Annotated in this window: 15 protein-coding genes; 8 read left to right on the top strand and 7 right to left on the bottom strand. The window is 65.7% G+C overall.

Going from position 1 to position 22,105, the window contains the following annotated elements; all coding sequences use genetic code 11:
• The first annotated feature begins 219 nt into the window (after nt 1-219).
• The gene (radC, locus tag G6P99_RS04800; protein ID WP_029083116.1) at nt 220-933 is read left to right on the top strand and encodes a RadC family protein; all 714 of its coding nucleotides are present in this window, start codon (nt 220-222) and stop codon (nt 931-933) included.
• Nucleotides 934-1,412: 479 nt separating this feature from the next.
• Nucleotides 1,413-3,527, top strand: coding sequence for a glycogen debranching protein GlgX (glgX, locus tag G6P99_RS04795; RefSeq protein WP_165127464.1), 2,115 nt, complete (start codon nt 1,413-1,415; stop codon nt 3,525-3,527).
• A 108-nt stretch (nt 3,528-3,635) separates the two neighbouring features.
• Here glgX and G6P99_RS04790 read toward each other — a convergent pair whose 3' ends face one another.
• Nucleotides 3,636-4,523, bottom strand: a complete 888-nt coding sequence (locus tag G6P99_RS04790) for a LysR family transcriptional regulator (protein ID WP_029083117.1) — start codon at nt 4,521-4,523, stop codon at nt 3,636-3,638.
• Nucleotides 4,524-4,630: 107 nt separating this feature from the next.
• Here G6P99_RS04790 and G6P99_RS04785 point away from each other — a divergent pair, with 107 nt between their 5' ends.
• The 4 genes from G6P99_RS04785 (at nt 4,631) to G6P99_RS04770 (ending at nt 9,757) form a co-directional block, all read left to right on the top strand.
• On the top strand, nt 4,631-5,659 hold the full coding sequence (locus tag G6P99_RS04785; RefSeq protein WP_165127462.1) for a DUF1254 domain-containing protein: 1,029 nt from the start codon (nt 4,631-4,633) through the stop codon (nt 5,657-5,659).
• A 117-nt stretch (nt 5,660-5,776) separates the two neighbouring features.
• Entirely contained in the window at nt 5,777-7,639 is a 1,863-nt protein-coding gene (locus G6P99_RS04780; RefSeq protein WP_165127460.1) for a sigma-54-dependent Fis family transcriptional regulator, read from the top strand.
• A 211-nt stretch (nt 7,640-7,850) separates the two neighbouring features.
• Complete coding sequence (locus tag G6P99_RS04775) at nt 7,851-9,338, top strand: hypothetical protein (RefSeq protein WP_245284795.1); 1,488 nt, start codon at nt 7,851-7,853, stop codon at nt 9,336-9,338.
• Entirely contained in the window at nt 9,338-9,757 is a 420-nt protein-coding gene (locus tag G6P99_RS04770; RefSeq protein WP_035977546.1) for a hypothetical protein, read from the top strand. The genes G6P99_RS04775 and G6P99_RS04770 overlap by 1 nt, the downstream gene beginning before the upstream one ends.
• A 50-nt stretch (nt 9,758-9,807) precedes the next feature.
• Here G6P99_RS04770 and G6P99_RS04765 read toward each other — a convergent pair whose 3' ends face one another.
• The 5 genes from G6P99_RS04765 to G6P99_RS04745 form a co-directional block, all read right to left on the bottom strand.
• Entirely contained in the window at nt 9,808-11,766 is a 1,959-nt protein-coding gene (locus G6P99_RS04765; protein WP_029083121.1) for a DEAD/DEAH box helicase, read from the bottom strand.
• A gap of 209 nt (nt 11,767-11,975) precedes the next feature.
• Nucleotides 11,976-12,731, bottom strand: a complete 756-nt coding sequence (locus tag G6P99_RS04760) for an SDR family oxidoreductase (protein ID WP_029083122.1) — start codon at nt 12,729-12,731, stop codon at nt 11,976-11,978.
• A 284-nt stretch (nt 12,732-13,015) separates the two neighbouring features.
• Nucleotides 13,016-13,570, bottom strand: a complete 555-nt coding sequence (locus tag G6P99_RS04755; RefSeq protein ID WP_165129248.1) for a flavin reductase family protein — start codon at nt 13,568-13,570, stop codon at nt 13,016-13,018.
• A gap of 80 nt (nt 13,571-13,650) precedes the next feature.
• The gene (locus G6P99_RS04750) at nt 13,651-14,751 is read right to left on the bottom strand and encodes an LLM class flavin-dependent oxidoreductase (protein WP_029083124.1); all 1,101 of its coding nucleotides are present in this window, start codon (nt 14,749-14,751) and stop codon (nt 13,651-13,653) included.
• Nucleotides 14,752-14,980: 229 nt separating this feature from the next.
• Nucleotides 14,981-17,323, bottom strand: a complete 2,343-nt coding sequence (locus G6P99_RS04745; protein WP_029083125.1) for a mechanosensitive ion channel domain-containing protein — start codon at nt 17,321-17,323, stop codon at nt 14,981-14,983.
• Nucleotides 17,324-17,660: 337 nt separating this feature from the next.
• Between G6P99_RS04745 and G6P99_RS04740 the strand changes: the two genes are divergently transcribed.
• Both G6P99_RS04740 and G6P99_RS04735 read left to right on the top strand, forming a co-directional pair.
• On the top strand, nt 17,661-19,400 hold the full coding sequence (locus G6P99_RS04740) for an ATP-dependent Clp protease adaptor ClpS (protein ID WP_165127458.1): 1,740 nt from the start codon (nt 17,661-17,663) through the stop codon (nt 19,398-19,400).
• Nucleotides 19,401-19,509: 109 nt separating this feature from the next.
• Nucleotides 19,510-19,791: a helix-turn-helix domain-containing protein gene (locus G6P99_RS04735; RefSeq protein WP_029083127.1), complete on the top strand. Its 282-nt coding sequence runs from the start codon at nt 19,510-19,512 to the stop codon at nt 19,789-19,791.
• Between the two features lie 46 nt (nt 19,792-19,837).
• Here G6P99_RS04735 and G6P99_RS04730 read toward each other — a convergent pair whose 3' ends face one another.
• The gene (locus G6P99_RS04730) at nt 19,838-21,928 is read right to left on the bottom strand and encodes a tetratricopeptide repeat protein (protein ID WP_051346547.1); all 2,091 of its coding nucleotides are present in this window, start codon (nt 21,926-21,928) and stop codon (nt 19,838-19,840) included.
• Nucleotides 21,929-22,105 lie beyond the last annotated feature (177 nt).

Below are 22,105 nucleotides of genomic sequence, written 5' to 3'. Positions count from 1 at the left end.
CCGGGGAAGTGGGCGCCTCACACACGATCGTCGTTCTGGCAAAAGCCAGGACCCATTTGCGGTGTCATCACCCGCGAAAGCGGGTGATCCAGTATTCCAGAGACGCCACCGCTTGAATCGAGAAGCCGCGGCGTACTGGATCGCCCGGTCGAGCCGGGCGATGACCGTGGGTTGCATCGCCCCTTGCAAAACCCGGCAGGCACGGCATGGTTGTGGCCGATGCCCGCCAAAGCCAGTGACAGCACCGACCAGCCCGACGAGATGCCGCATTATCATGGCCATCGCGAACGGCTGCGCGAGCGTTTCCATGCGGCCGGCCCCGACGCGCTAACCGACTATGAGCTGCTTGAGATGGCGCTGTTCGCCGCCATTCCGCGCCGCGACACCAAGCCATTGGCCAAGGCGCTGCTGAAGAAGTTCGGCTCCTTCGCCGAAGTCGTGCACGCGCCGGTGGCGCGGTTGCGCGAGGTCGAGGGCATCAAGGACGCCTCGATCAACCAGCTCAAGCTGCTGGCGGCAGCCGCCGGCCGGATCGCCAAGGGCGAGATCAGGCGCAACATCGCGCTGTCGTCCTGGAACGACGTCATCGACTATTGCCGCACCGGCATGGCGTTTGCCGAAAAGGAGCAATTCCGCCTGCTGTTCCTCGACAAGCGCAACCAGCTGATCGCCGACGAGGTGCAGCAGACCGGCACCGTCGATCACACCCCGGTCTATCCGCGCGAGGTGATCAAGCGGGCGCTGGAATTGTCGGCGACCGCGCTGATCCTGGTGCACAATCATCCGAGCGGCGACCCGACGCCGTCGCAGGCCGACATCCAGATGACCAAAGCGATCGTCGATATCGCAAAGCCGCTCGGCATCGCGGTGCACGATCACATCATTGTCGGCAAGAACGGGCATACGAGCTTCAAGGGCATGCGGTTGATTTAGCATTGCACTCAACAAGCCCTCCGCTGTCGTCCCGGCGAAGGCCGGGACCCATTACCACAGGGTGAACTGTTGAAGCGGGCTGCGGCCCCAGCATCGCCAACCAACTGATATCTGGGGTTATGGGTCCCGGCCTTCGCCGGGACGACGGTGTCAGTCTGATTCAATGTGAAACAGCCTTTCCGATGTCATCACCCGCGAAAGCGGGTGATCCAGTATTCCAGAGACAGTCGTGTTTGAGCGGATGGGCCTCGGCGTACTGGATCGCCCGGTCAAGCCCGGCGATGACAGCGTGGTTGAAGACACAGCTCCGCATTCTCACGACACGGTGCGCAATTGGGCACCCGGGGGCATCGCGAAGCGAGAGCCCGGAATGACGATGGCGTCATACGAACCGCGCGCGATGCCACTAAAATAACCAATGCAACGTTTTCCGCGCGGCGGCGTTTGTTGCAGATTGATTTGATGGTTTGGGGGACGCGATGTCCGATTTCGTGGTCGAGGAAGGCCTGCCCTATCCGCTGGGCGCGCATTGGAGCGGCCGCGGCACCAACTTCGCGGTGTTCTCCGCCAATGCCAGCAAGGTCGAGGTCTGCCTGTTCGACGGCGAGCGCGAGACCCATCGCCTCGAGCTGCCCGAATATACCGACCAGGTGTTTCACGGCTTCATCAACGGCGTGCAGCCGGGGACGCTTTACGGCTATCGCGTCTCGGGTCCCTACCAGCCCGACGGCGGCCACCGCTTCAATCCGAACAAGCTGCTGCTCGATCCCTATGCGCGCGCCCACGCCGGCAGCCTGACATGGAATCCGGCGGTGTTCGGCTACAAGGTGGAAAGCGGCGACGATCTGACGTTCGACGAGCGCGACAGCGCGCCGTTCATGCCGAAATGCGTCGTGTGCGATCCCAATTTCGACTGGGCCCAGGAGCCGCAACGGCAGGAAGCCCACTGGGACGAGACCGTCGTCTACGAGACCCACGTCAAGGGCTTTACCAAGCAGCATCCCGGCATCCCCGAGAACCTGCGCGGCACCTATGCCGGCCTCGGATCGAACGCCGCGATCGATCATCTGAAGGCGCTCGGCATCACCTCGATCGAGCTATTGCCGGTGCATTCCTTCGTCAACGACAGCAATCTGCTGGACAAGCACCTCACCAATTACTGGGGCTACAACACCATCGGCTTCTTCGCGCCGGACCCGCGCTATGCCGCCGACGTACCGAACAGCCTGCGCGAGTTCAAGGAGATGGTGGCGCGGCTGCACGGCGCCGGCCTCGAGGTGATCCTCGACGTCGTCTACAACCATACCGCCGAAGGCAACGAGCGCGGTCCGACGCTGTCGTTCAAGGGCATCGACAATGCGAGCTACTACCGGCTGTTGCCCGACAAGCGGCGCTACTACATCAACGACACCGGCACCGGCAACACGGTGAACCTGTCGCATCCGCGGGTGATCCAGCTGGTGATGGACAGCCTGCGCTACTGGGCTGGCCACATGCATGTCGACGGCTTCCGCTTCGACCTCGGCACCATCCTGGCGCGCGAGGTCTACGGCTTCGACGAGCAGTCCGGCTTCCTGAAGGCTGTCAACCAGGACCCGCTGCTCGCGACCGTCAAGCTGATCGCCGAACCCTGGGACTGCGGTCCCGGCGGCTACCAGGTCGGCGGCTTTCCGGCGGGCTGGGCGGAATGGAACGACAAGTACCGCAACATTGTGCGCGACTTCTGGCGCGGCGAGGCCACGCCCGGCGCGCTGGCGCCGCGGCTACTCGGCTCGCACGACGTGTTCAACCGCGAGGGGCGCCGCACCTGGGCCAGCGTCAACTTCATCACCGCCCATGACGGCTTCACGCTGAACGACTGGGCGAGCTACAACTTTAAGCACAACGAGGCCAACGGCGAGAACAACAACGACGGCTCGTCCGACAACCATTCCTGGAATTGCGGCGCCGAGGGCCCGACCGACAATCCCGACATTCTCGTCTTGCGCGAGCGCCAAAAGCGCAACTTGCTGGCGACCCTGCTGGCCTCGCAGGGCACGCCGATGCTGCTCGGCGGCGACGAGTTCGGCCGCACCCAGCGCGGCAACAACAACGCCTATTGCCAGGACAACGACATCTCCTGGTTCGACTGGAATTTGTCCGACGACGCGAACAAGCAGCTCGCCTTCACCAAGCGGATGATCAAGCTGCGGCGCGATTACCCGATCCTGCGCCGCAGCCGCTTCCTCTCCGGCGATCGCGACGCAGAGCTCAACATCCGCGACGTGGTCTGGATCAGCACGTCGGGCGTCGAGATGACGCGGGCCGATTGGACCACCGGCTGGATCAAATGCTTTGCCGCGCTGCTCGACGGCCGCGCGCGCAAGACCGCGACCGCACGCGAGGGCGAGGACGACACCGTGCTTGTCATCCTCAACAGCTATGAGGGCGAGGTCGACTTCAAGCTACCGACGACATCCGCCGGCGCGCACTGGTCGCTGCTGCTCGATACCAGCGCGCCGGAGCAAGCGGCGGGCGCGCAATTCGCGTTCGACAGCACCTACAAGGTGACGGGCCGCTCCTTCGTGCTGCTCACGACCGGCGAGGTGAAGTAGCTCTGTAGGGCGGATTAGCGAAGCGTAATCCGCCGTTCTGCGTTGGACGCGGAGCGGTGGATTACGCCTTCGGCTAATCCACCCTACGAAGCAGCTTACGACTTCCACTCAAACCGTGCACGCCTGCACGATCTTCGGCAGAAAGCCCTGGCAAAAATCCAAATAGGTCCTGACGATGGTCGATTGGTGACGGTGCGGCGGATAGACCAGGTTGAGCGACCACTCCGGCAGCGGATGCTGCGGCAGCAATCGGACCAGGCGCTTCTCCCGGATCGGCGCCGCCGCAAGGAAGGGCGGCAGCTCGGTGACCACATCGCCACGCAGCGCGCGCCTGCACAAATGCTCGTAGTCGTTGGTGGCCAGCACCGCCCTGGGCTCGACGACATGCCCGGCCAAGTCCCAGCGCGCCTGCTCATCGATGCGCGAGGCCCACGTCGCGCATGGCAGATCATGCAGCGCATCCGGATGTTTTGGCACGCCGAGGCGCTTCACCAGTTGCGGGCTGGCCACGAGGATATTGCGGGACGAGAGCAGGTGTCGCGCCACCATGGCCTCGTGAACGATCGCGCCGACACGAAGCGCGACATCGATGCCGTCCTCGACCAGGTCCACGCGACGCTCGGTCGTGTAGAGGTAAATCTCGATATCGGGATAGCGCCGCTGGAACGCGGCCAGCAACTCCCACCACGGCTCGAACGTCGGCGGCAATGACAGCCGCAGGCGTCCCTTCAGATGGGCCTGGTCGTTCACGATCACCTGCTCGGCCTCGAGCAGCGTCTCGATGCCGCGGCCGGCGTGTTCGTAAAGCCTTGCGCCGGCATCGGTGAGCCTGGCGCCGCGGACCGAGCGCTCAAGCAACTGGACCTTGAGCTGCCGTTCGAGATCGCGGATGCGGCGGCTCAATGTCGGCAGCGGCATTGCAAGGCGCGTGGCCGCCGCGGACAGGCTGCCCGCCTGCACAACCGCAACAAACATCCTGACGGCGTTGAGATCCATCCGGCACTCCTACCATATTCGGTAGGATATCTGCCAATCGTGGTCATTTATTTTCGTATTTGGACAGACTACCAGCTCGCACGGAGAGGACCTCATCCGGAGCGCCTATGAAAACGAGCATCCTGGCAGCCATGTCATTTGCATTGGCGGGAACCATCGCGTCCGCACAAACACCCCCATCGGCCCCGCAGCGCGTCACCATCGACACCTACAACCGCGCCCAGACCGATACCTATTTCGCCGGGGTGGCCGGCAGTGGCGGCTTCGGAAAATTCCGTCATGGCCGCGAGCTTGCTGCTCCGGTCCAGCAGGGCATCGTCCGTCCCAACCGCGACACGCTTTATTCGCTTGCGGTCTTCGATCTCGATGCCGGACCGGTGACAATCGAGCTACCCGGCGGCGCCAAGCGTTTCATGGCGATGCAAATCGTCAATGAAGACCAGTACACCCTTGCGGTCCATTACGGCGCCGGTCGCCACACCCTGACCCGCGACGCGGTCGGCACGCGCTACGCCGTTGCGGTCGTCCGCTTCCAGGTCGATTTTGCGAACGCCGAGGAGGTCCGGCAGGTTCACGCCCTGCAGGACGCGGTCAAGGCCAGCCAGGACCGGCCCGGCGCATTCGAGATCCCGAACTGGGATGCGGCAAGCCTGAAGACGGTGAAAGCCGCACTGTTGCAGCTTGGCGCCACGGTCTCCGATACGCGGCGGATGTTCGGCGCCGACGCGCATCAGGTCGATCCGGTGCGACACCTGATCGGAAGCGCGATGTTGTGGGGCGGCAATCCGGAGCAGGATGCGCTTTATCTTCCGATCACGCCCGCGCGCAATGACGGCGGCACCATCTACCGGCTGACGGTCAGGGATATCCCGGTCGATGGTTTCTGGTCGCTCACCGTCTACAACAGTGAAGGCTACCTGCAACCGAACCCGGCCAATGCCTATGCGGTGAACAGCATCACCGCAAAGCAAGCCTCCGATGGCGCGGTCACCATCCAGTTCGGCGGCTGCGACGGCAAGGTCGCCAACTGCCTGCCGATCACGCCGGGATGGAATTACACCGTCCGGCTGTTCCAACCGCGCGCCGAGATCCTCGACGGCAGCTGGAAATTTCCCGAGGCGCAGCCTGCGGACTGAGCCGCGTCCGGTACCGCGATCCTCCACCCAAGGTCCCTCCCCGCGACCCCGCCGGCCAATTGACATTCGGCCGCGGGGTGCCAGACTTTGGCAAAAATACAGGGTGGAGACCTCTGGATGGCCAATCTTTCGGCCTCAAATCACGTCGCCCGTGTTTTATCGGCGGCCAATCAGGCGGCCGGCGTCGACACCGAGACGCGGATTGCCGCGTCCTGGCGGCGCTGCCTGGTCAATCACAACCTCGACCCGGCCCGGCGCGGGCCGCCGCAGACCCTCACCGAAGCCGAGGTCCGGCACATCGCCGAACCGATGGAGGACCTGATCCAGGTCGCGATCCCGGAGATCGAGGACCTCGCCCGCGTGCTCCACGATAGCGGCTACTGCGTCAACCTCGCCGATCCCAACGCCACCATGCTGGTGAGCCGGCTGCCCGAGGGCGACTACGCGCGGATGTTCCTGGAATGGAAGATCTACACCGGCTCGAACTTCGCCGAGACGTTCGAAGGCACCAACGGGCTCGGCACCGCGCTCGCCGAGCAGCGGCCGATCCTCGTGCATGGCGACGAGCATTTCCGCGAGCAGTGGCACATGTTCACCTGCGCGGTGTCGCCGCTGTTCGATCATGCCGGGCGCCTCGCCGGCGCCGTCAACATCTCTTCATGCCGCAGCGATCTCGGCCGCAGCGCGCATGAGCTGGCGCTCGCCGTCACCACGGAGGCGACGCGGCGGATCGAGCAGTCGTTCTTCCGCCGGCGCTACCGCGCTTCCTGGATCGCGACCCTGCCCGGCGATGGCCACGGCATGCTCGCCTATGACGACGACCGTCGCGTGGTCGGCGCCTGCCGCACCGCGCGCGGCGTGTTTGGATTGACCGATGCCATGATCGACGACGGCATCGATTTGTCGCATCTGATCCAGCTCGACGATCGCGCGACACGCGCCGCGGACGAGTCCGTCACCTTGCGCCGGGCCGACGGCACGCCATGGGGACGCGGCCACCTGGCGCCGCCGGCGCGGGCGCGTTCGCTGCGGCCTCCGCCGACACAGCCGCGTGAAAAACCGGCCGGGCAGTTCAGCGGGCTGCACAAGCTTGCCGGCCGCGATCCCGTGCTGATCAGAGGCGTGAAGCGGCTGATGACGGTCGGCAATCTCGATCTGCCGATCCTGCTGCGTGGCGAGACCGGCGCCGGCAAGGACGTGTTCGCGCGCGCCATCCACGCCGCCAGCAGTCGCGCCCGCAACTATGTCGCGCTGAACTGCGCGGCAATGCCGGAGAGCCTGATCGACGCCGAGCTGTTCGGCTACGAGGCCGGCGCCTTCACCGGCGCGCGGCGCGAAGGATCGAAGGGACTGATCGTGCAGGCCAGCGGCGGCACGCTGTTCCTCGACGAGATCGGCGACATGCCGCTGTCGTTGCAGACGCGGCTGCTGCGCGTGCTGGAAAATCGCGAGGTCTGGCCGCTTGGCGCGCTGAAGCCGGTTGCGGTCGACATCCGCCTGATCAGCGCCACCCATCGCGATCTGGCGCTGATGGCCGAAGACGGCAGCTTCCGCTCCGATCTGTATTACCGGCTGCGCGGCATGGAAGTCCGGCTGCCGGCGTTGCGCGAGCGTGCCGACAGGCGCGATGTCATCGCGCAGATCGCCGACGAGGAGGCGCCGCACTGCCGCATCGCGCCTGACGCCTGGGTGCAGCTGATGGCCTATCCGTTCCCCGGCAACATGCGCCAGCTCCGCCATGTGCTGCGGCTCGCCGGCGCCACCGCCGAAGGCGGCGTCATCACCGAAGCCGATCTCGATTTGCCGCCGTTCAGCGCACGGAGCGCCGAGGCGGATCATGCGGGAAGCGAGCGCGCGGTGATCGTGGAGGCGCTGCGCACCAGCGGCGGTCGCGTGACCGAGGCCGCGAAGGCGCTCGGGCTCAGCCGCGCCACGCTGTATCGGAAGATCAAGGCGTTGAAGATCGCTTTCGACGGCTAACCAAATATTTCATTCGAGCAATGTTCCCGCGGACCGGGGCCCTCATGGCGCGATATCGCCTTGCCGGGAAAGGTGATATCCTGCAGCTTTCATGCAACGCCACGGAGCGGGTCCTATGACACGGTTTCCCCTCGCTGTGGTCGTTGGCCTGGTTGCCGCGACCATTTCGCAGCCTGCTGCCTCACATTCTGAAGACCAACGATTGGGCAAAGTGCATTTTGCGACATCCTGCAAGCCGGAGGCGCAGGAGCTGTTCGATCGCGCCATGCTGTATCAGCATTCGTTCTGGTACAGCGCATCGCGCCGCACCTTCGAGGAGGTGCTCGAGGCCGACCCGCAATGCGCCATCGCCTATTGGGGCATCGCGCTCAGCTATCTCTACAATCCGCACGGACCGCCACCACCGGAGAACCTGCCGCTCGGCCTCGCGGCCGTGAAGAAAGGCCAGGCGCTAGGTGCGCAGACGCCGCGCGAGCAAGAATACATCAATGCGATCGCCGCGATGTATGTCGACTATGACAAGGTCGATCACCGCACCCGCGTGCAGCGATTCCTCGCCGCCGAAGAGCAGGTCGCGACCCACTATGCCGACGATGACGAGGCCCAGATCGCCTATGCGATCACGCTCAATGTCGCGGCGTCCCCCACCGACAAGACCTATGCCAACCAGCTGAAGGGCGCGGCACTGCTCGAGCCGATCTTCAAGCGCCAGCCCGAGCACCCGGGCATCGCGCATTATCTGATCCATCTCTACGACTATCCGACGCTGGCGGAGAAGGGCCTCGACGCGGCGATGCGCTATGCCAAGATCGCCGAACGCGCGCCGCATGCCCAGCATATGCCGTCACACATCTTCACGCGCGTCGGCTACTGGAAGGAATCGATCGCCTCGAACAAGGAGTCCGCGCGCATCGCCAAGGAAGACGGCGAACTGCAGGACCAGGCCCACGCGATGGACTATCTGGTCTATGCCTATCTGCAGCTCGGCCAGGACAAGGAGGCACGCGCGGTGGTCGACGAACTCGGCAAGCTCGAGTTCAAACAGGATCGGTTCGCCGGCCCCTACGCGGTGGCGGCAAGCCAGGCCCGCTATGTGTTCGAGCGCGGCGACTGGAAGGGAGCTGCTGCGCTTGAGGTGCGTCCGACCAAGTACGCCTATGCTGACGCCATCACCTATTTTGCCCGCGCGGTCGGCGCCGCGCGCTCCGGTGATCCGGCGGCCGCCAAGGCCGATATCGCGAAGCTCGTCGAGCTGCGCGACAAGTTGAAGGACGCAAAGGACGCGTACTGGTCCAACATCGTCGACATCCAGCAGCAGATCGCGAGCGCTTGGGTGCTGTACGCCGAAGGCAAATTCGACGAGGCGCTCAGCGCGATGAATGCCGCAGCAGAAGCGGAAGACAAGACCGAAAAGCATCCCGTCACCCCCGGACCGCTGGCGCCGGCGCGCGAGCTCTACGCGGCAATGCTGCTCGATCGCGGCAGGGCGAAGGAGGCGCTTGCCACCTACGAGGCCGTGCTCAAGAAGGAGCCCAATCGGCTGGCGGCCTATCTCGGCATGATCAAGAGCGCCAAGGCGTCCGGCGATCAGGCCAAGACCCAGGAATGCGCGGTGCAGATCGCCCGGCTCACCGCGGATTCCGACGTATCGAGGCCGGAGCTGATCGAATTGCGCCAGACAACCGGAAGCAAGCTCTGATGCTGCGGATACCATCGCGCAACAATGGATGGCGCAACGGTGCGGCGGCGCTGCTCGGCGCCGTCGGACTATCACTGTGCCATGTGCCGCCGCTCGGCGCGATGGAGATTCTCGGTCAGGCCGGCGTGCTCGGCGAATGGGAGCTGACCGGGCATCTCACCGAAAGCGAGCCGGGCGCACGAAAGCAATTCTCCGGACCGCTGAAGATGAAGCATGTCGGGATCTGCACCCAGGACGGACCGGAAGAACGGGCCGGAGAGATCCGGCTGCAACTCGCGGGGCCGGATTCGCAGGTGACGGCGGAGCTGGTGCTGGACGGCGCGCCCTGTACGTACAGCGCCCGCAAGGCGCATGCCTATGAGGGAACGCTGTCGTGCGCAGGGCGCGCGCCGGTCCCGCTGATGGTGTGGCTGAAATAGAAGTTGCGGGACGCGCGCGATCGCTTCATCGCACGCGTCACGGCGGCAGATCAGCCGCGGTGCTTTTTCTTTGGCTTCTTTCCGGGTGCGCCTTTCGCAGGCCACGCAGTTACCCGCGGCGGCGGTCCCGCGTGGCCGGATTTGTCCTTATGCTTCTTTTTCTTGCCCGACGCCGGCTCACCGCCGAACTTCGCGCCGCTGTCGCGATAAAGCTTGCCGCGGTGCTTTGGACCGGCCGCATCGCGCGCCTCGTCACCGTGACGCGCACCGCCATCCGCGTCGACGGCCTCGCGCCGGGGCGCGTGTGATCGCTTGTCGGACGCCGCCTGCCCTTGCGGCGCGCCGGTGAGCGGCTCGATGCGGATGCTGTCTTCCTTGTCCGGACGCTGGACCTTGACAGCGAAGGATTCGGCGACCCGCTCCGAAATCTCAAACTCGGTGGTGGTGTCCATGATCCTGATGGCGCCGATGTCGCGCTTGTCGATGCCGCCGCGACGGCAGATCATCGGCAACAGCCAGCGCGCTTCCGCATTCTTCTTTCGTCCGATCGCCGCCCGGAACCAGACGCTGGCTTCCGCCATGCCGTGGCGCGACGACGATGTTCCGCTCTTCGATCGGGCTCTCGCGGGCCGGTCATCACCGCGTGAACTGCGCGGATCGTCCCGGCCGCGATCGTCGCGCGATCGGCCCTTGCTCTCGCCGGGATCGCTGATGTCTTCGGGCGAAGGCAGTCGCGCACGATAGAGCCGCGCCAGCGCCGCGGCGATCTCCTCCGGCGAGCGCTCGGCGAGCAATGCCTGCGCCAGCACCAGATCGTCGGGGCTCGACTCCTCGGTGAGCACCGCATCCTTCAGCATGCGTTCGTGATCGAGCTTGCGGATTTCATCCGGCTGCGGCGCGGTGCCCCAGACCGCATCGATGCCGGACAGATTGAGCAGCAATTCCGCACGCCGTCGACGCGCCGGCGGCACCAGCAGGACGCTGACGCCCTTGCGGCCGGCACGGCCGGTGCGGCCCGAGCGATGCTGCATGACCTCGGCGTCATTGGGCAGATCCGCATGGATCACGAGGTCGAGGCTCGGCAGGTCGATGCCGCGCGCCGCCACGTCGGTCGCCACGCAGACGCGGGAGCGGCCGTCGCGCAACGCCTGCAGCGCCTGGGTGCGCTCGTTCTGGGTCAATTCGCCCGACAGTGCGACCACGGAGAACCCGCGCTCCAGCAGCGCCGACTGCAAATGCCTGACGGCTTCGCGCGTGTTGCAGAACACCAGCGCGCTCGGCGCGTCGAAGAAGCGCAACACGTTGACGACTGCGTGCTCGACATCCCCCGGCGCGATCCGGATCGCACGATAGTCGATGTCAGCATGACCACCTTCGTCGCCCGCGACCTCGATCCGGAACGCCTGCTGCTGATACTGCTTCGCCAGCGCGACGATGCCGCGCGGGAACGTCGCCGAGAACAGCAAGGTGCGCCGCGCCTCCGGCGTGGCCTCGAGGATGAACTCCATATCCTCGCGAAACCCGAGATTGAGCATCTCGTCGGCTTCGTCGAGCACGACGGCCTTCAATTCCGAGGTGTCGAGGTGGCCGCGGCGCAGATGGTCGCACAGCCGGCCGGGCGTCCCGACGACGATATGCGCGCCGGCGGCAAGCTCGCGCTGCTCGCGGCGCGGATCCATGCCGCCAACGCAGGAGACGACGCGTCCATCGGCATATTGATAGAGCCATGCGAGCTCGCGGTGGACCTGCAAAGCAAGCTCGCGCGTCGGCGCGACGATCAGGGCCAGCGGCGCCGCCGCCCGTTCGAACCGCTCGGCGCCGTCCAGCAGATCGGTTGCGATCGCAAGCCCGTAGGCGACGGTCTTGCCGGAGCCGGTCTGAGCCGAAACCAAGAGGTCGCGGCCGACGGCTTCGTCAGCAAGCACCGCGACCTGAACGGGGGTCGGCTGATCGTAGCTGCGCTCGGCGAGGGCCCGGGCGAGCGGCGGGCTTGTGGTCGAAAATGACACGAGAAGGGAAATCCTGGTTGGCGCAGAACGCCGCACCAGGCAGCGTCGAGCCGCGAGGTCCGGCAGGCGGCACGGCCGCGCGTGGCGATTGTGATTTCGGCTGCTTTACGCCAAGCGCGGGCAAATCACCATGCCCCATGGACCGCAAATTGGGCCGTAAATGCGGTGCCCGGGCCAGATTTGATCCCGCCACGTGCCGCGGGGGACGATCAGCCCCCCGGCCGTGAGCGGCGCAGCCATTCGTCCAGGTCGATCCGGCCGAGACGGGCCTCGCCCAGCGGCACCAGCGAGTGCTCTTCGACCCGGCCGCCCCAATAGAGGGCGTCAGGGTCCCTGATCACCTCGCGCGGGTCGCCGACGGCCTTCAGGTAGCGGGCCACGATTTCGTTGAACGGTGCGCGGTCCGGACCAGCGATCTCAACGATGCCGTTGCGCGGGGCCTCGAGCGCCACATCGGCCACCATGGCCGACACGTCCTCCGCCGCGATCGGTTGGAACAGGCCGGGTGACAGCCTGACCGCCTTGCCATCTCCACCCGCATCGGCGATCGCCCCGACGAATTCCATGAACTGCGTCGCGCGGATGATGGTGTAGGGAATACCGGAGGCCTCGATCAGCTTCTCCTGGGCCACCTTGGCGCGGAAGTAGCCGTTTTCGGGCGTCCGGTCGGTGCCGACGATCGAGAGCGCGACATGATGCCGGACACCGGCCGGCTTCTCCGCAGCCAGAAGGTTGCGGCCGGAGGTCTCGAAGAATTCCATCACCGCCTTGTTCTCGAACGATGGCGAATTGGCGAGGTCAATCACCACGGCCGCGCCGGCCAGCGCCTGGTTGAGCCCCTCGCCGGTGATGGTGTTGACGCCACCCTTCGGCGAGGCGGCGACGACGTCATGGCCGCGCTGGCGCAGAATGGTAACGGTCCTGGACCCGATCAGTCCGGTGCCGCCGATCACAACGATCTTCATGATTGATCCTCCCTTGTTGACGAGAGATCCTGGAACGCGCCTGTGTTTCCCATTGCCGCCGGCAACCGCGATGAGCGCACCGACGCCGTCATCGACCGCGCCTGCACGCGCGACGGCGCTTATAGCATGCCACTTGCGCATATGATGCGCGCGTCGATTTGATCAGGATTGGTCAGCGATGCTGATTGACTATCGGAGGGCGGCTCGCGTCCGACGCGGCGAAAACACGGAAGAGCGGCGATAGTATCGTCGCAATCCAACCGATCGCCGACTCCGTCAATCGATCAGGAAAACTCGTTCCAGCTCACGCGGCGCGCGTCGAGATCGCCGAGCACGACGGGGTCGTGGATGTTGCGCACGCTCTGGAAACCAGAGCGTAGATAGATCAGCGGATCGACCGTGGTCACGGCGCGCACATGCTGGACTTCGCCGATGAAGACCGAATGGGTTTTGGTCTCGAGCTCCTGCGTCAGCACGCAGTCGAACGCCGCGACGGCATCCTCCAGCACCGGGGCGCCGGTCGCGCCCGTGGTCCAGCGGCCGAACGCAAAGCGGTCATCGCCGTTGACGCCCTTCTGGCCGGAGAAGGTCAGCGCCAGCATCGCGTGGTCTTCGTTCAGGAAGTTGATGACGAAATGGCGCTCTTCGCGGATCCTTGTATGCGCGCTAGCGTTACGGTTAACGCAGACCAGGACCGAGGGCGGATTGTCCGAGAGCGAGCAGGCCGAGGTCACCGTCAGGCCGGTGCGCTGGCCCGGCTCGCGGCCGACCGTCACCAGCGCCACCGCGCCCGCGCAATGGCGCATCGCCTGCTTGAAACTCTGTGCGTCGACCGTCATGCCCTGACCCTGAACCGATAGAATCCCCTTCAAGATATGCGACGCGGGGTGCGAGGCAAGCCCCGCACCCCGCGCAGCTGTCATGCAGCCTTCTCGAACTCGGCGCCGAGATGCTTGAGCCGCGGCATCACCTCGTTCTTGAGCAGCTCCAGCGAGTGCCGCCAGGCCTCCGGCTTGTGCTTGTAGTCGAAGCCGAACACGCAGAGCACGCCGAAGCCGCCGACCTCCTGGTAGATCTTCTCGATCTTCTCGGTGACGGTCGCCGGCGAGCCGACGATCCAATTCCGGCGCGCGCAATATTCGACGGTGACGTCGCTGTCGGGCACGTCGGGCGCATGCTTCAGATAGTCCTTGAAGCCGAAATGGCCGAGCAGCGGAAGGAAGTACTCGCCCATCATCCGGCCCATCATGTCGCCGGTCGACAGCCTCCACGCCTCCTCGTCGGTGTCGGCGACGAACACCTCGCGCACCAGCCGCCAGTCCTTGCGGCTCGGCTTGCGGCCGGTCTTGGCCGCTCCGGCTTCCACTGAGTCCCAATGGCTGCCGACATAGGCCGGGTTGAGGTTGAGGCTCATCGGAATGAAGCCGCGCTCGCCCGCGAGCTTCAGCGTGTCCGAGTTCTTCGACAGCCCCGCGACGCCGATCGGCGGATGCGGTCCCTGCAGCGGCTTGATATGAGGCTTGAGGAAATCGAACATCGTGTCCGGCTTGCTCACCGTCCAGAATTTACCCTTGTGCGTCCACGGGCCCGGCTCGGACCACATCTTCAGGATGATCTCGAGCGCCTCGCGAGTCATGTCGCGGTTCTGGCCCGACATGCCGTCGACATTGAACATCGCCCAGTCGCTCGGCAGGCCGGAGGCCGCGACGCCGAAATTGAGCCGTCCGTTCGAGAGATGGTCGAGCATCGCGACGCGGTTGGCGAGCTCGGCCGGGTGATGATACGGCAGCAGGAAGCCGCCGGGGCCGATGCGCAGATTCTTGGTCTGCAGCAGCGCCTGCGCGACCAAGAGGTCGGGCGACGGGTGCGGCTCCCAGGGTGCGGTGTGATGCTCGCCGATCCAGGCCTCCTGATAGCCGAGCTCGTCGAGCCAGCGCAGCGTCTGCAGGTCCCAGTCGTGGCCCTCCTTCAATCCGCACTCCGGCGGGTGCGAGGGCATGGTGAAGTAGCCAAGCTCCATGTGCATTTCCTTCCTTCTGGCTTTGCGGTTCAGTCATGCAATGCGTCTTGCCGCGCATTCGAAAGATGCGTTGAGCAAGCGCTGTGCCAGCGCGGAAATCGCAGGAGAGGAGGAGGAAAGACGGCGTTTTCGGCCAAGTATGAGCCATGCCTCGGGCTCAGCGAGGCCCTTGCCGTCTCATCGTCGCGAGACGGTGTCGCAACGATGAGACGGAACGCGGTGTCGCAAATCAGCCCGCGGCGCGGCGCGGCAGCGCGCTGGTGTCCGGCTCGGAGGGTGCCGGAAGCTGCATCAAAATGGTCTGGCCCATCGAGGCGATCTCGATGCCCTCTTCCTGGAAGCGCCGCTTCATGCGGCGGTTGAACTCGCGCTGCACCGACCAGCGGCCGCCATCGGTGCAGCGGATCTGGCCGACGATGGTCACGACCGAGCCGTCGACCTTGTCGACGCCCCACAATTCGAGATCGCCGCGGATCAGCGCGCGATACGCCGCCTCCTGACGCATCCCGGCGACGATGTCCTTCAGCACCTCGCCGGCGCGGTCGGTGTCCTCCTTGTAGGACACGTTGACGCTGACCGCGGCATTGCCGGCGCCGCGGCTGGCATTGGTGATCGTGGTCACCGCGCTGAACGGCACCACATGCACCGAGCCGTCGCCGGCACGCAGCCGCATGGTGCGGATCGAGACATTCTCGACCACGCCCGAGAGGCCCGACACCGTGACGTTGTCGCCGACCTGCACAGTGTTCTCGATCAGCAGGAACAGCCCGGTGATCAGGTCCTGAACCAGCTTCTGCGAACCGAAGCCGATCGCGATGCCGACGATGCCGGCGCCGGCGAGCAGCGGCGCGACATTGACGCCGATCTCGCTGAGCGCCGTGAGCCCGACCACCGTGACGATGATGCAGAACAGCGCGGTGCGCAGCATCGGCTGGAAGGTGCGCAGGCGCGCGGCGCGGGCAAAATGCCCCTCGCGCGACAGCGATTCGATCTGCCGGTCCATCAGCGCATTGGCGACCTCCCAGATCACGGCCGCGGCAAACGCGGCAATCCCGATCGTCACCAGCGCCGAGATCAGGCGGCTGCCGATCTGGCCGCCATAGAACCAGACGATGGCGTCGACGCCCCAGACCTCGAGCAGCGCGACGAAGCCGATCAGCGCGATCACCGCCGTAACCACCTTGCGCAGCAGCGGCAGATAGCGGTTGGCGCGGGTCTCCAGCCCGGGGAAGCGGTGCAAGAGATCCGGGCTGATACGGAAGCCGCGATCGATCAGGCTCAGCACCACCATGATGACGAGGCGGGTGACCAGCAGCACCGCGACGGTGCCGACGAAATATTGCAGCAGGAGCGAATACCCGTTGCGGATGTTGAGCGCCCACACCGCCCATAGCGCGAGGTCGAGCGCGATCGCCAGCACGTGCCAGAGCGACGCGAGGCGGTTGCGCGTCCGCGCCGCGATGCCGGTGCGACCGGCCGGCGCGCGGATCGCTTCCGCGACCTGCCGGCGGCACTGCAGGATGATGACGACGATGAAGAGATGCACGACGAGCATCACGAGCCGGAGCAGCGCGGCGTAGCCGGCGCGAGATAGCCCGAGCAGCAGCGCGACATTGGCAAAGGCGATGCCGGAGACGCCGACGGCCACGATGCGCCGCGCCCAGATCTCGATATAGGCCGCGGTCTCGGCACGGACGCGGAACAGGCCGAACGGCCCGGCCAGCGCGCGCACGGCGCAGATCAGCACGCGCGAGAACACATAGGCGTTGACGACCGCCAGAATCACGAGCCGCGTGGTCGACTGGTCGCCGATCTCGGTGCCGAGCAGCGCGGTGGCGACGCCGCCGAACACCACCACCGGCAACAATTCGAGCACGAGGCGGCCGAGCACGAAGGGCAGCCGGACCAGCGACTGCCAGGCCCGCGCCAGGCCGAGCCGGCGGCGATGCAGATCGCCCTCCGGGGTGACGTCGGCGACCGACGACGGCGGATCGGCGCTGGCCAGCGCCTGCACCGGCACCCGCGCAGTCTGCGGCAGCCGCGCTTCCAGGAATGCGACCGGCCGCTTGATCAGACGGAACACCACCCATTCGGCTGCCAGCGCGCAGCCGAACACCAGCGCCAGCTTCCAGGCGATATCGATCATGAGGCCGTAGGCAGCCGGATCGTTGGCGGTGCGCACGAACCAGTAATAGAACGCGGGGAAATGCGTCAGCGTGCGCGCGACGTCGGCGACTTCGCGCGACATCTCGCCGACCTGCTCCGAGACCATCAGCAACAGCTGCGCGCCGAGACTGTCGGCGGTGAGCGGGATCGGCGACTGCTGCTCGGGGGCCGGCGCGGGCTGCGCCGCCTGCGGCGAGGCGTTGGCGATGGCGCGCAGCGTGTTGATGATCTCGCCGCGCTTCTTGTCGTCCTGCAGCGTGTCGAGCGCGCGCCTGGCCTGCTCAGGCGTCAGCGCGTCGCTGGGTGCGGGTTGCGGCGGCGCCGGCTTGGCGGCCGGCTGCGCGAGCGCGGGAGAGAGGAACAGTGTGAAGACGAGAAGGATCGCAAAACGAAGTTTGTGCGACACGAGGACCTCATAAAAATAATCGCGCGACGGAAGATTCCTTGAGAGAATCTGCCTCGCGCTCGCATCATGTCGGATTACTCCTTTTCGCCTCGATGATGTGTCGGAAGTTTGCCGCTGCGGCGGCCATCTCTTGGCATTTGTCTTGGCATTTGCCGCAACACAATCGTCACAAGCGTTGAGCCGCGTTTACGCTCTGCAGCGCGTTCCGCGCTGAGCGGACCAATCCGCGCTCCCCACACGCCAGGGCTGAGATAGGACAATCTTTCGCTTGACGAGCAAGGGCCTCTATGATGTTCTTATTTTGTTCTTTTGCGTTCCATTGCGTTGCGGGGCTCTCATGCACGATGTTTTTGCCGACGACGGACCGGTGCAGCTCTTCATCCACGACGACGATGAAACCCCGCTGGAATTCGTGCAGGATTTGTTGCGAACGGTGTTCGGAAAATCCCAGCAGGAAGCCGTCGCGGCGGCTGCCTTGATCGAAGCCAAAGGTGCTATTCCGTGCGGCCCCTATCCGGCACCGGTGGCACGGGCAATATTCAACTCGGCGAAGTGGCTGATCCGCTCCAACGGCCAGCCATTGATGATCACCTCCGAATCCGCCGACGCCAGCCGCCCCTGCGATCTCTGCGAAGCCCCGCGGGCCGTGACGGAGATTTTTCTCGCCGGTATGACCGGTGCGACCGCCTCGCTGTGCAGTGATTGTCTGCTCGCCGCACGCCGCAGCTCGGAAGAATTGCCAAGCGAAACGTTTCGATCCGCTTACGTTGCGCTCGACTGGCATTTCGCCGACGTGCCGCGCAACCTGATCGTGACGCGGGCGCGACAGTTTCCGGGTCACATGCGCGCCGACGTTCAGGTCGCGATTGAGAAGCTGCTCACCGATCCGATCCACTTCTTCGGCATCCATGAGGAATATCGCTACGAGACCCTCGACTTCGCGGCGCTGATGAAGGCCGGCCGCAATGCACCGGCGATCGCGCCGCCGCAATATCACGACGTCGACATCGGCGAGGCCGAACCGGTGAAGTGCCTCGCCAATGGACTGTGGCTGTGCCGAACCGAAGAGCTGCGCTACGCGGTGCTGCTGACATTCCATCGCGAATACAACCACGAGCCATCACTGCGGATCGAGCTTGCGGTGCCCGCCGGCGCGGCCGGCAATGCTTTCGTGCAGCGCATCTTCGCCGAGCTGGAAATAGCCGTGCATGCGGCGCGATCCTATCGCGGCAAGATCCTGTCGCTGGAGGATGGCGCCAATTATCGCGGACGTTCGCGTGGCTTGACCGTGCATCGTTTGCCGACGGTTGCTCGCGATGACGTGATCCTGCCGGACCGGACGTTGCGGCTGCTCGACCGCAACGTGCTCGGCTTTGTCGAAAGCCGCGATCTGCTGCGCGGGCTCGGCCAGTCGACCCGCAAGGGCATCCTGCTCTACGGCCCGCCCGGCACCGGCAAGACCCACACCATTCGCTATCTTGCCACCAACCTGCCCGGCCACACCACGCTGATCGTCACCGCCGAGCAGGTCGGCCTGCTCGGTGCCTATATGAGCCTTGCGCGGCTGCTGCAGCCGACCATGGTGGTGATCGAGGATGTCGACCTGATCGCGCGCGACCGCGAGGACATGGGCGGACCGTGCGAGGAATCCCTGCTCAACAAGCTGCTCAACGAGATGGACGGCCTGAAGGAGGATTGCGATATCCTGTTCGTGCTGACCACCAACCGGCCAGAAGAGCTGGAGAGCGCGCTGGCCGGCCGGCCCGGCCGCATCGACCAGGCGATCGAGGTGCCGCTGCCCGACGAGACCGGGCGCGGCAAGTTGATCCGGCTCTATGGCAAGGGCCTGCCGCTCGACGAGGCCATCATCGACCAGGCGGTGGCGCGCACGGCAAGCGTCAGCGCCGCCTTCATCAAGGAGCTGATGCGCCGCATCGCTCAGGCGAGCATCGCACGCGGCGGCGGCCGGGACGTCACCGCTGAAGACATCGACGGCGCGCTGAATGAGATGCTGTTCGACGGCGGCCGGCTCAACGTCAAGCTGCTCGGCGGAGCGCAGGGAATGAGCGCGGGGTGATGGCCGACGCATCGGGACGTCCCCGCGCTCCACTCCATCTCAAAAATGAGATAACCTCCCGCTTGCCCGCGGAGATCGAGTTGGCGTTGCAGCGAGCAAAGGGAATTGCATGACCATTCCATTCGAAAAGCTCAAGGCGCGCTTGTTGGCCAATCCCAAGGTCAGGGCTGAATACGATGCCCTTGCGCCCGAGTTCGAGATCGCTGCAGAGCTGGTCAGGGCGCGTCGACGCGCGGGACTATCGCAATCCGAACTCGCAGCCAGGATGGGCACGAGTCAGTCGACCGTCGCTCGCCTCGAAAGCGGCCAAACGCTGCCGAGCACCAAGACGCTGCTACGATTTGCCAAGGCGACTGGCAGCAAGTTCCAGATCCGGCTCTCGGCGGCGTAACGCCAAGCAACAGACGATCCGCCCGCCCATCGGCGCCGCTGGCTGATTATCCCCGCTGCACCGGCGCCAGCAGCAAGTCACGCTCGCCGGCCGCGAGACGCGCAAGCTCGTCCGACATCCGCGCCAGCACGCGGTCCCAGGCCTGCGGTCGGTCCTGGCGGAACAGCCGCATGGTCGGATACCACGGCGTGTCGGCGCGATCGCGCAGCCAGCGCCAGTCCAGCGCATAGGGACACAGCAGCCAAACCGGGCGACCGAGTGCGCCGGCAAGATGGGCGACCGAGGTGTCGACGGCGATCACGAGATCGAGCGCGCAGACGGCAGCCGCGGTGTCGGCGAAATCGCCGAGCGTCGGCGCGAGGTCGACGATATCGGAACCGAGACGCCGCAGGATCGGAGCATCATCCGGCCGTGGTTCCTTCTGCAGGCTGTAGAGCTGGACACCAGGTGTGACCAGCCGCGGCAACACGGCGTCTGCCGGCAGCGAGCGCTGGCGGTCGCCCTTGTGCCTCGGGTTGCCGGCCCACACCACGCCGACCTTCAGCCCGGCAGCGCCGGCGAGCGCCGCGCGCCAGCGCGCGAGCTTGACGGCATCCGCCTGCAGATAGGACACGTCAGCGGGAATCGTATCGACGGTGGTGCGGAAGATCCGCGGCAGGCTCAGCAGAGGCAGCTGTAGATCGAACGGCGGCAATGGCTCGCCGCGGGCGAACACCGCGACATCGGGCAGCATCGGCCGCAGCAGTGAGACCAGCGCCGGCTGCACCTGCAGGATGATCCGGCCGCCTCTGCCCGCCAGCATCGGCACATAGCGGACGAAATTGATGGCGTCGCCGAGCCCGTATTCGGCAAACAGCAGCAGCGTGCGCCCGGCGAGCGGCTCCCCCTGCCATTCGGGCTCGTCGAACACGGGATCGCCGTCACTGAGCATCTTGGTCTTGCGGCGCCACTGGTACTCTTCAAAACCCTCCTCGAACTCGCCGTTCATCAGGAGGAAATGCGCGTGGTTGTAATGCGCAAGCGGCTGATCGGGATCGAGCGCGATGGCCTTGCGCGAGGCCACCAGCGCCGCATCGATGTCGCCGGCATTGCGCAGCGCGACCGCGAGATTGGCATGGCCCTTGGCGTAATGGGGCTCGAGCTCAATGGCGCGCCGATGTGCCGCGACCGCCGCCTCGACCAGATTTTGCGCCTCGAAGATGATCCCGAGATTGGTGTGCGCAGCCGCATAGTCCGGCTTGAGCGCCAGCGCGAGCTCGGCGCAGGCGATGGCGTCGTCGACCTGCCCAAGCTCGAACAGGCAGGCGCCGAGATTGTTGAGGATGACGTGGTCGGACGGGTCGCGGGCCGAGACATTCCGATAGATGCGGAGGGCCTCCTCGCGCTCGCCCGCTTCGTGCAGGACCATCGCAAGCAGACGCTGCGGGGTGAGGTTCTCCGGATCGAGCGCCGTCGCGCGGCGAAATTGCACAATCGCGTCGTCGAGCAGGCCCTGGCGGTAGAGCGCGCCGCCGAGACCGCAATGCAGCCCGGCATTGTCGGGATCGGCGCCAATGCCGCGGCGATAGGCGGTGGCGGCGTCGCCGAGCTTGTTCTGATCGGTCAACACATTGCCGAGATTGAGCCAGACGCCGCGATAGGCCGGGTCCCGCGCGATCACCTCGCGATAGGCCTGCTCCGCCTCGACCGGCCGCCGCTGCCCGGCCAGCGCAACGGCGAGGTTGAACTTCGCCCGCGTCAGGCCGGGATCGAGCGCGATGGCGCGGCGGAATGCCGTCTCGGCCTCGTCGAAGCGCGACAGGTCGCACAGCGCAACGCCGAGCTTGATGTGCAGGCTGGCATCCTTCGGCCGCAGCGTCACGCCGCGCTGGAACGCCGCCGCCGCGCCCTCATGCTCGCCCTTCACGGCGAGCGCGTCGCCGAGCGTGGCGAATGCCGGCCCATGATGCGGATCGAGGCTGAACACCCGGTTCAGCAGCACCGCGCCCTCCGCAGCACGATCGGTCACGAAGGCGATGACGGCGGACAGATGCAGCGCCGGAACATGGTCGGGATCGGCGGTCAGGATATCGCCGCACAGCGTGCCGGCCTCCGTCGCGCGGCCAGCGCCATAATGCGCCACCGCATCCAGCAACATTCGATCAACCGCCACACTGCCCACGATACCGCCCTCGCCCTTCACAATCCCGATAGGGATTAAACGGGCGGCGCCGCCAAATCCGGCACGAATATCCCGATTGAAGAATCATAACCCGGGTGCAGGCCCTGATCTCTTCTTCCCCCTGAAAGGGGGAAGGTCGGGATGGGGGTCAGC

Origin of the sequence: Bradyrhizobium sp. 6(2017), from assembly GCF_011058295.2 — a bacterium.
Lineage (GTDB): Bacteria > Pseudomonadota > Alphaproteobacteria > Rhizobiales > Xanthobacteraceae > Bradyrhizobium > Bradyrhizobium septentrionale.
The sequence above is the reverse complement of the archived record's forward strand: the minus strand, read 5'-3'. Positions and strand labels throughout refer to the sequence as shown.